A 10,107-nucleotide genomic window follows, 5' to 3' on the forward strand; every position below is an offset into this window, starting at 1 on the left:
GCTTATAAACAAATACCCATAACCTTTTTACTCCGGTGAACCGCTCCCCCCCAGCATGCTCTTCATCGTCTGTTTTCTCTGGCCATGATGTCGCACAATCCTTTTTCCCACTCCCTGCCCCCGGCATGCGTTCCTTTCAGAGTGCCGCCTGATTCATGTGAACGAGCTTTTTTCCCTCTCACCATCGGCATTGTCTTGAAGCAAAGACAACGCCCCTCCGTCACAGGATTATTTCTCACGCAGCGCGTTCTGCTTGGCCTTGAGTATGGGCTTGAGCAGATAATCCAGCACTGTTTTCTTACCTGTCATGATATCCACAGTAGTCATCATACCGGGCATAATAGGCAGTTCCTCACCATGATAGACGATGGCGGTTTTCGGCGTGCGTACCTTGACCTGATAGTAGAATTCGCCCCTCTTGTCTTCTATGGTGTCGGCGCTGATCTGCTCCAACACGCCGTCCAGCCCTCCGTAGATGGAATAATCGTAGGCCGAGACCTTTACCATGGCTTTCTGGCCGGGATGCAGGAAGGCCACGTCCGCAGGACGCACCCTTGCTTCCACGAGGAGCGTATCGTCCAACGGCACGATTTCCATAATGGGTTCGCCGGGCTTGACCACGCCGCCCACGGTATTGATGTAGATCTGCTTTACCGTACCGCGCACCGGGGAACGCAGTTCCGTCCGGGTCACGCGATCGCTGCCTGCGGAAAGCCCTTCACGCAGGGAGGCAAGTTCCAGACTGCGCTTGTTGATCTCCTCCATGAGGGCGGCGTCGAGCTCCGCCCTACGCAGATTCATGCGGTGCTCCGCCTCGCTGGCCGCGGCCTCCGCGCGGGGAATGGACACGGTAAGTGTGTCTATTTCTCCCTGGGCCTGCACCGCGCGCTCCTGAAGTTCCAAATACTGCACGCGCGAGTAGCTGCGTCGGGCCAGAAGGGGTTCGGCGATGCTGAGCTGCTGGCGTATCAGGGAAAGACTCCGGGTAAGCTGTTCCTTTCGGGCAAGCTGTTCCTTCACCTCCTGGCGGCGCTGCTCGGCCTGGGCCATGAGCACCTGAAGCTCGGACTCCCTCTGGCGTTCATGGACTGCAAAAGTTTCCTGCTGCACACGGGTGAGCCTGCGGCCCTGCTCCAGCTGTTCCTCCGTAAGGGTGTAGCCCGTGCCGCGTTCCAGCCAGACGCGCAGGTCTTCCGGCCATTGCAGGGCATTTCCCGACACGGAGGCGCGCAGGCGGCGGATGGCGACAAGATTTTCCATGGCCTTGTAAAGCATATCCCGCAGGTTGCTTTCAGCCATTTCATTGTTCAGGCGGGCAAGCACATCGCCCTTTTCCACAATCTGCCCTTCGTGTACATCCACCCCGCTCAGGATACCGCCCTCAAGGTTCTGGATGATCTGCGTGCGGGAGGAAGGCACCACCTGCCCTTCCGCGCGGGTGACTTCATCCAGCGTAGCGAACCCCGCCCAGACAACAAACGCCACAAAAAAGAGAAATACACCGAAGGAAAGCCACCGGGCCTTCCTGGTAGGACGACGGGCAAGGGCTGCTTCCACCTCGGCAGCATAAGGCAGATCTTCGGGAAGCAGCCTGCTCGACAGGGAAACCGGCTCAAACAGGCTCCGGGCGGGGCCTGCGGGATTCCGGCCGGGCACCCCGCCGAATTCCGGGGGCAGTTCCTGCCTTTCACCGGATATGTTCTTCTTCTCTTCTTCCATGGGAAAACTCTCTTCAGGCATTGTACCGCGCGGCTCCCGCTGCGCCGGAAAAAGGCTTACTCTCCCGCTCCGGGAACGTCGCTTTCCGCTCCTGCCCCTGCGTTATCTCTCTTCCCCGCCGCCTTCACGGTGGAAACTCTGACCGTGCTCCCCTTCAACGAAGGCTTCGGGGCATCTGCGGCTGCGGCCGGCTTTGTTTTTGCTGAAGCATGGGCGTTTTCTTCCCCCTTCTGCCTTGCATAGGCGCCTTTGGCTCCCCGCCCCGTCTGAAGCTTCTGAAGCACGGCGTCGCGCGGGCCGTCCATGATCACTCTGCCCGCTTCCATGACGATGAGCCTGTCCACAATGCGCAGCATGCTGAGCCGGTGAGTAATGAGAATAAGTGTTTTGTCACCCAGAATAGGCTCAAGGCGCTGCTGCACAAGGCGCTCGGAATCCACGTCCATGTTGCTGGTAGGCTCATCAAGGATGAGAACATCCGGATCTCGCACCAGGGCGCGCGCAAGCCCCACGGCCTGCCTCTGCCCGCCGGACAGATTGCGCCCCTGCTCTCCCACCTGCGCGCCGTAGCCCGCCGGATGACTTTTCACGATATCGGCCACCCCGGAAACTGCGGATGCCCGCAAAATGAGATGGTCGTTGATGGTGGGATCGCCGAGGGCGATATTGTCGCGCACCGTGCCGTAGAAAAGAATGACTTCCTGAGGCAGATAGCCCACGCGACTGCGCAAGTCGGCCGTGGCAAGCTGCCGTATATCCACCCCTCCGAAGGACACCGCGCCCTCCCCTGGAGGATAAAGGCCGATGAGGAGCTTGCCCAGGGAGCTTTTTCCCGACCCCATCCTGCCGATGACCCCCACCTTTTCGCCCGGCCGTATGCGCAGGCTCACGCCGTCGAGCGCGGGCGTCTGTGCGCCGGGATAGGTGAAACTCACGTTGTCCATGACGAATTCGCTGACAAGGGAGCCGAAGTCCATGCAGGCGGACTGATCCTGATTTTCGGAAGGAAGCTCCATGAGCGTATCCAGCGCCTTGAGCGACACGCGGGAATTCTGGAGCCTGGTCAGAAGCGAGGCGAGCTGGAGCAGCGGGGCCATGATGCGCCCTACAAGGATATTGCAGCCGATGAGTCCCCCCATGCTCATTTCCCCCGCACCTATGCGGTACACGCCCCAGATGACCATGCCCACGGTAACAAGCTGCGTGGTAAAGGTTGCGAAACTCACGGCACGGGTGCTGTACTTGCGGGCCTCGTTGGACGATTGCGCGGAAATACCCGCCACAGCCTCCCACAGGCGCTGCATGCGGCTTTCGGCCATGCAGCCTTTTACGGTTTCCAGGCCGTTCACCATTTCCACAAGCAGGGCGTTCTTCTGCATGTTGTGGCGGTAGCTTTTTTCCGCGCTCCTGCGCGCGGCCATCTGCAGATACACACCCACGCCGAGAAGCACTGGCATGGCCACAAGGGGCAGTATGACGAGCGGCCCTCCTATGAAGGCAAGCAGAACGAAAAACAGGGCAAGGAAGGGAATATCGATACAGGCGAGAAAGGTGGTGGAACTGAAGAACTCGCGCAGCGATTCAAATTCCCTCAGGTTGTTCACCAGCGCGCCCGTGGATTCGGGCTTGGCGTCCATACGCATGGAAAGAACCTTGTCGATGAGCTTGCTGGAAAGCACAACATCCGCGTTGCGGCCCGCGAGATCCACAAAATGGCTGCGCATGGTGCGCAAAAGAAAGTCGAACACATAGGCGAGCGTCACACCAGCGGCAAGCACCCACAATGTTTCATAGGCGTTGTTGGGAATGACTCTGTCGTACACGTTCATCACGAAAAGGGAACTCACCACGGCAATGGTGTTCACCACCACACTTGCCAAGGCCACATGCCGGTAAATGGGCATGTAAAAGCGAAGCACATCCCAGAACCAGCGCTTGCTTTCCTTACGTCGCACGGGCTCCGTGCGGGCATCGGCTCTGCTTTCCAGCGCGCCGAACACGGCATAGCCGGAATACTGTTCCTCCAACGCAGCCCGGGGCATGTCCCGGGCCTCATCACCCAGCTCGGGCAGAATAATCGCGGCATTTTCCTTATCCAGCTTTGCGAGCACGCAGGAAGCATCGCCTTTCAGAAGAAGAATACAGGGCAGCGTAAGAGGAGAAATATCCTCGAGCTTCGGACGATACATCACCCGGCCTTTCAACCCCGCCCTCTCCGCCGCGCGCAGACAGGCCCCGGCGCTTATCTTTTCGGAACCGGAAAGCCCCGCAAGAAGGAACTGCGGGGAAACATGCCTGCCCTTCAGACGTATAAGGAGGGAAAGGCTGCGCAGGAGCGGGGGCATGAAATCCACTTCCGAGGGAGAAAGCGGAGCCATTGCCGGGGAGGTGGAAACGGGCCTCGGGGATTCACTCATGATGCACCTCTTCGGGCTGCCTTCCGGGCATACCCGAAGCTGGTTTTAATAGGGGCGGCCAAGGCGTGTCAATGGAGGGCAACATTTTCAGGGAAAATACACAGCCGGTCCGCGCCTTCCCCTGCCGGGCAGCGTCAGGGCTCCTTTTTCTTCCGCCGCTCATATTCCCTGAGCAGAAGCTTCATGTGAAAAGCCGTCACTTCCTTCTGATCGAAGCGGGCGAGCACCTCCCTCCGCGCCGCATCCTGCGCGGGGCGAAGGTCCCCCTTCAGCAGAGAAAGGAGAAAGCGGCTTATCTCCTCTCCCCTGCGGAAGAAAAAGGCGTTCTCCCCATGATGCAGGAAGGAAGGCCCCTCCCCTTCAGGCAGCACGGGAAGAACCCCGCAGCTCATGGCCTCAAGCAGCATGGAAGCGGGTGGCGCGCTCCCACACCAGCAGGGAGGCGGCACGCAGCAGATTGCGGTACTGCTCCAGCGAAAGCGTGCCCGGCAGATGCAGCCGCTCTTTCTGCGGCATGGCCTCGCGCGCCTCCTTCCAGCGCTCCCACACGGCGCGGCCCTCGCACAGCACGGCCGCATGGCAGCGCCCGCGCTCTTCCAGAAGTCCCCCCACGGCGTGCACGGCCTCTTCCGGCCCCAGCCTGCCGGTATGGAACAGCGCAAATTCCGGCCCTCCGGTCCCGCCCGGGGAAAACCACTCCGTGTTCACCGCACAGGGCGCGTCCAGCCCGTGCGCCAGACGGGAGGAAAAAAGACTCCCCTCCCCCGCGCCCGTGCAGACAAAGGCGTGACAGCTCACGGCGTAGCGGCATTGCAGAAGGTGCCGGGTGAAGCCGGTCTCGCCCCGGGCCCCGGCGCCGGGAAAGACGGACGCCCCGGCCCAGCCCACGCGGAAGGCGTGAGGAAAGGCCTCGTCGCAGAAAAGCCCGTAGCCGTCATCCGCCGAGACCAGCGCCATGTCCGGCGCAAGGTCCATGTCCGCAAGACGGAGAAAGGCGTGCAGCGCCTGCGCGCCGGCAGCAAGGGCCGCGTCCAGCCCCGGCGCGTGCCGGGAGGAGCCTGAGGCGCGGCTCTCCTTCGGCGGCGCAAGCGTGACGCGCCGCACCCCGGGCAGGGAAAAGTCCCTGCGCCGGAAACCGGAAGCGAACAGCACGTCGTGCCCGGCCTGCGCAAAGGCGGCGGCCAGCGGCCCGAATGTGCCGGGAAAGGCGTGGTTGACAAACAAAATCCGCATACTCTCATCCATCGGCAGGCCGCCCTGCACATGCAGGTCGCCAGGATCAGGCCCCGGAGCGGCACGGCAGCCCCTGCGTCCCAAAACATTCCGTACCGGCCATGTTCGCATGGGCGGCCCGTGCCGTAAAGACCTCCCCATGAAGAAGCGACCCGCGCCAGAAAGGCCGGGCCGCCGGGAAAAGTGCCGGGGCGGCCCGAAGACCGCCCCGGGGAAAGGGTCAGCCGTTGCTGTTCTGGAGCAGGAAGACCTGCTGCGCCGCGGCGTCGTCGTCAGGCGTCACATCCTGAAGCGCCGAGCTGTCCAGTTGCAGGGTAAGATCCGCCCCGCCGTTGAAGTCGTAGGTACCGTCAGCCTGCTCCGTCCACTTCGTCATGTCCAGCGTAAGGGTCTCATGGCCGTCTGTATCGACATTGATGCTGATGCCGTAATCGGCAGCCAACTGTTCCATGCTGGTCAGGCTGAGGGCATCACTGCCCTTGATGAGCACTTCTATGCCTTCCACATTGGGCTTGTCGTCGCCGCCCGCAAGCAGTGCATCCAGCGTAAGGTCACTGTCCGTGGACACCATGAAGTCGATGCCTTCGCCGCCGTCCACCAGCAGGTCGTTTGCGTCATAGACGATGATGTCGTTGCCGCTGCCGTCGAAGATGGTGTCGTCTCCTGCGCCGCCATGGATGATGTCGGCGCCGTTGCCGATGGTGGTATCGGTACCCGGCGTCTGGTCCACCACTTCCAGAGGCACATTGACCGTAGTACTGACGACGTCGCCGTCGGCGTCCTGGGTCTTGAAGACAAGCTCGAACTGGTTGGATTCTCCCTCTTCACCGATAACACGGAACTGTTCGTACTGTTCCATGGTCCAGTTACCGTTCTTGTCCAGCGTGGCGGTGAAGAGTTGCTCGCCGCTCTCCAGCGTGCCTTCCAGAATGGCATCGCCGGAAGAGCCTTCGCTGAACGTCAGCGTCACCTCTGTCTCCACTCCGTCCATCAGAGCCGTGATAGCGCCGGAGATACCGTCCTGACTGAGCGAGCCTTCCTTCACCATACCGGCGAGGTCGAACTGGGCGTGAATGTCCGCATAGGCGACTGCAAAGCCGTCCGCACCGGACTCAGCCGTCACCGTGCCTTCGCTGACGATGATAGGGTCGTCGCGCTTGGTGATGAAGTCGATGCCCTGAATGGTGAAGTCGCTTTTTTCATTCGGGAATTCAGGCGTTCTGTTGTCCACGGCGGAGATGACTACCATGTCGAAGCCGCCCAGCACCACATCCGAAGAATTGAGAGTGTACTTGCCGTCCGGCGAATTGTCCTCCACCAGCGTGCTGCCCACAATCTGACCGTCACGGTAGAAGGTGACCAGCGCCTTTTCGGACACATGCTCATACGCCGTCGTGCCGGCGGGGCCGTCTCCGTTGTAGAACGCGCCGAAGTCGATGGTCACGCCGTAGGCCAGCTGGCCGCCGAGGTCGAACACCACGGCTTCACTGGCATTGCCGCCGATGACGCTGATTTCCTCATTATGCTCACCGACATCCACGGTCAGGCCCCAGTCGGCCTTGTCGCTGCCATAATCCTTGTACGGCGAGTACTTCAGGTTATAGAGTCTGTGGTAGGTTATGTCGCTTATCTGCACGTCGTTACCGGAACCCGAGTAGGTCACCTTGGCGGCATACATGGTCACGCCGTCCCAGCCGGCAAGCTCGGAGCTGGGCCCAAGATTCTGCCCGCCTGTACCCAGCGTGAAGTCCACGGCCTCACCGTTCTCCAGATTGCCTGCGCCGCCGCCGGGAACCAGCGAGGTAGTGCCGGAAGCGGAGATGGTAGGCACGTCGTCCACGATGGTCACGGTAATGGTACTGTTCGCCTCGGAGCCGTCCACGTCCGTCACGGTCACGGCAAGATTATAGGAAACCTGCGTGTCCCATTCGGCCTTATAACCATGCTCCGTGGTGTTGTCGTTCAGCGTGTAGATGAACGTCAGCTTGCCCGTGGCCGCGTCGAAGCCCGTCACGGTGAGAACGCCTTCATCCGTGGGAACATTGCGGTCTATCGAGATGTTCGTGAGGGCGCCGTTGATAACCACTTCCTTGCTGCCGATGACGACGCTGTCCACACCGGCGGGCGCACTGATGCTCAGCGAGCCTTCGGCCGTGGTGGGCATCTTGCCGGGGATGGAGCCGTCTGCAAGGCCGGATTCATAGACCGTCAGACTGTCGGAGCCCACCGTCACGCCGTTGTCCACACCGTTGATGGTGATGGTCACCTTGCCTTCGGCAACGTCGCCGTCCGCATCCGTATAGGTGTAGGTAAATTCTTCCGTCAGCGTTTCGCCGTCGGAAAGATCCTTTACTGCCGCATTGGTGTTGTCGAGCGTGTAGGAGTAGGTGCCGTCGCCGTTCAGCGTGATGTCGCCGTACTTTCCGCTCTGGTTCGCATCCCAGGCGAAGGTGGCATCGGAGTCCGCACCGGCCACCGCGCCTTCCAGCGCGTTGCCCGTGACGGCATTGCTGTCTCCTTCCGTCACCGTATGCGTGAAGCTTTCGATGGAAGGCACGTCGTCCACGATGGTCACGGTAATGGTGCTGTTCGCCTCGGTGCCGTCCACGTCCGTCACGGTCACGGCAAGATTATGGGAAACCTGCGTGTCCTATTCGGCCTTATAACCATGCTCCGTGGTATTGTCGTTCAGCGTGTAGGTGAACGTCAGCTCGCCCGTGGCCGCGTCGAAGCCCGTCACGGTCAGGACGCCTTCATCCGTGGGAACATTGCGGTCTATCGAGATGCCCGTGAGGGCGCCGTTGATAACCACTTCCTTGCCGCCGATGACGATGGTGTCCACACCGGCGGACGCACTGATGCTCAGCGAGCCTTCGGCCGTGGTGGGCATCTTGCCGGGGGTGGAGCCGTCCGTAAGGCCGGATTCATAGACCGTCAGACTGTCGGAGCCCACCGTCACGCCGTTGTCCACGCCGCTTATGGTAATGGTCACTTTGCCTTCGGCAACGTCGCCGTCCGCGTCCGTATAGGTGTAGGTAAATTCTTCCGTCAGCGTTTCACCGTCGGAAAGATCCTTTACCGCCTCGTTGTCGTTATTGAGCGTGTAGCTGTAGGTGCCGTCGCCGTTCAGCGTGATTTTGCCGTACTGGCTGCTCTGGTTCGCATCCCAGGCGAAGGTTGCATCGGCGTCCGCACCGGCCACCGCGCCTTTCAGCGCGTTGCCCGTGACGGCATTGCTGTCTCCTTCCGTCACCGTATGCGTGAAGCTTTCGATGGTGGGCACGTCGTCGGTGATGACCACGGTCACCACGCCGTCGCCTGTGGAGCCGTCGGTATCCGTCACCGTCACCACAAGGTCGTGGGCGATGCTGTCCGCGCCCTCGCCCGTGTGCTCCTGCGTGGCCTGCGTAAGATGATAGGTATAGTCCAGCCGCCCGGCGGCGGCGTCGAATCCCGTCACTTCCAGGTAGCCTTCATCGGTGGGGACGACTGCTCCCGTCAGCGCGCCGTCGTACACCACGACGCCGCCGATGACGATGGAGGCCACGCCGTCGAGAGCCTCGATGATCATGTAGCCGAAAGCATCGGCGCTTGCGCCCTGCGCGCCCCTCAGGCCGCTTTCCTGCACCCTGAGCACATCGCGCTCGGCGGAGACTCCGGCGCCCCCGTCATGCGGGTTGTCGGGATTGTCCAGCACGGGAATGTCGTCAATGTTCCCGGGATTGCCGGGCGTGACGATCACCGGATAGTCAGTATCCGCCGAGCTTGTGGCCGCACCGATGGTTTCGGGATTCACATCGCCGCCGGGCCAGCCCACATCGAGGCCGCCCAGACGGTCCAGCCCGTCCAGCAGAGAGGCGTTCACATAGTCATGGAAACGGTTGCCGTTGCCCTGCGCGGCGGCCCTTGCGGCGGGACCGGCGGCAGGCATGAGGTCGGGCTCGTTCATGGCCATGAAGAAGTCTTCGCCCGCGATCTCGGCGCCGTCCACCTCAAAGGAGGGCATGTTCTCCTTGGAATAGGTGGCGTAGAACTCCTGAAGGCGTATGACGGAGCCGTCTTCAAAGCTCAACAGCAGATCGTCGCCGTCGCGGGAAAGCGTGGCGTCCCCTGTGGGAAAATCAAAGACAAAATGCCCTTCGGGCGTGCTGGGAATATTCTGCGTGGTGTCGGGAGCAGGCTTGGCAAGGCGTATGTCGGCCATAAATACACTCCTGGGTAAGATATCGACAATATTCAGTAGAGGAAAAAGAAAACGGCAAGGCGGGAACAGCCGGGACAAAAAACACAAAAGCCCCGTACCGGCACGACGCCGGAACAGGGCTTATACAGGAAAAGGAAAATCCCGGAGAAAGTGCATAAAAAACCTGCCGTCGCAAAGGGTTGATAAAAGGTATAAACACCTCCAAGCCCTGGATTCCGGCAGGAACTCTACGATCCTCCATCAATGAGATATCGCTTTCTTTCCCTACACCCGTTTTGCCCTTGTCTGTCAACGCATTACGGGATTTTCGCCCCGCTGGGAGGCCGGTACGGCGGGCCTGCGGGCGTGATGCCGGGCAATATTTGGGATACAAATCACAATGCACAAGCTCCCCGAAAAAAACAAACACAACACATTGAAAAAAAACATATTTTTTTCTGTCTCCCCCGCTTTCCCCTTCATAGGGCAGGGCATGGAAGGGCAATGGTCATTTGCAATTTTACTAAATAATATCAATATATTAAATAATATATC

At 60.5% G+C, this 10,107-nt stretch carries 8 protein-coding genes; 1 reads left to right on the forward strand and 7 read right to left on the reverse strand.

The genetic code is table 11. The features are described from left to right. Positions 1-228: 228 nt before the first annotated feature. The gene (locus tag K8W16_RS02725; RefSeq protein WP_304120936.1) at positions 229-1,719 is read right to left on the reverse strand and encodes an HlyD family type I secretion periplasmic adaptor subunit; all 1,491 of its coding nucleotides are present in this window, start codon (positions 1,717-1,719) and stop codon (positions 229-231) included. Between the two features lie 56 nt (positions 1,720-1,775). Beyond that, positions 1,776-4,064, reverse strand: coding sequence for a type I secretion system permease/ATPase (locus K8W16_RS02730; RefSeq protein WP_304120938.1), 2,289 nt, complete (start codon positions 4,062-4,064; stop codon positions 1,776-1,778). On the opposite strand from K8W16_RS02730, the gene K8W16_RS02735 reads away from it, so the two are divergent. Continuing rightward, positions 4,063-4,185, forward strand: coding sequence for a hypothetical protein (locus K8W16_RS02735; protein WP_304120939.1), 123 nt, complete (start codon positions 4,063-4,065; stop codon positions 4,183-4,185). The two genes, K8W16_RS02730 and K8W16_RS02735, sit on opposite strands and share 2 nt — an antisense overlap. A gap of 85 nt (positions 4,186-4,270) precedes the next feature. Here K8W16_RS02735 and K8W16_RS02740 read toward each other — a convergent pair whose 3' ends face one another. The 5 genes from K8W16_RS02740 to K8W16_RS02760 form a co-directional block, all read right to left on the reverse strand. Next, the gene (locus K8W16_RS02740) at positions 4,271-4,528 is read right to left on the reverse strand and encodes a hypothetical protein (protein ID WP_304120940.1); all 258 of its coding nucleotides are present in this window, start codon (positions 4,526-4,528) and stop codon (positions 4,271-4,273) included. Between the two features lie 4 nt (positions 4,529-4,532). Then, the gene (locus tag K8W16_RS02745) at positions 4,533-5,369 is read right to left on the reverse strand and encodes a hypothetical protein (protein WP_304120941.1); all 837 of its coding nucleotides are present in this window, start codon (positions 5,367-5,369) and stop codon (positions 4,533-4,535) included. A 220-nt stretch (positions 5,370-5,589) separates the two neighbouring features. Beyond that, positions 5,590-7,992: a VCBS domain-containing protein gene (locus tag K8W16_RS02750; protein ID WP_304120943.1), complete on the reverse strand. Its 2,403-nt coding sequence runs from the start codon at positions 7,990-7,992 to the stop codon at positions 5,590-5,592. Between the two features lie 27 nt (positions 7,993-8,019). Then, a complete protein-coding gene (locus K8W16_RS02755; protein WP_304120945.1) occupies positions 8,020-9,573 on the reverse strand; it encodes a VCBS domain-containing protein in 1,554 nt (517 codons plus the stop codon). 288 nt (positions 9,574-9,861) lie between these two features. After that, positions 9,862-10,107 (reverse strand): hypothetical protein (locus K8W16_RS02760; protein ID WP_304120946.1); only part of this gene is annotated, 246 nt, incomplete at its 5' end.

Origin of the sequence: Mailhella massiliensis (assembly GCF_020741395.1) — a bacterium.
In the GTDB taxonomy this organism is placed as follows: Bacteria; Desulfobacterota; Desulfovibrionia; order Desulfovibrionales; family Desulfovibrionaceae; genus Mailhella; species Mailhella massiliensis_A.

Bases quoted from the DNA above. Each gene is read 5' to 3' on its own strand.
- K8W16_RS02725 (WP_304120936.1), bottom strand. From the start codon at position 1,719: ATGGAAGAAGAGAAGAAGAACATATCCGGTGAAAGGCAGGAACTGCCC.
- K8W16_RS02735 (WP_304120939.1), top strand. From the start codon at position 4,063: ATGAAATCCACTTCCGAGGGAGAAAGCGGAGCCATTGCCGGGGAGGTG.
- K8W16_RS02730 (WP_304120938.1), bottom strand. From the start codon at position 4,064: ATGCCCCCGCTCCTGCGCAGCCTTTCCCTCCTTATACGTCTGAAGGGC.
- K8W16_RS02740 (WP_304120940.1), bottom strand. From the start codon at position 4,528: ATGAGCTGCGGGGTTCTTCCCGTGCTGCCTGAAGGGGAGGGGCCTTCC.
- K8W16_RS02745 (WP_304120941.1), bottom strand. From the start codon at position 5,369: ATGCGGATTTTGTTTGTCAACCACGCCTTTCCCGGCACATTCGGGCCG.
- K8W16_RS02755 (WP_304120945.1), bottom strand. From the start codon at position 9,573: ATGGCCGACATACGCCTTGCCAAGCCTGCTCCCGACACCACGCAGAAT.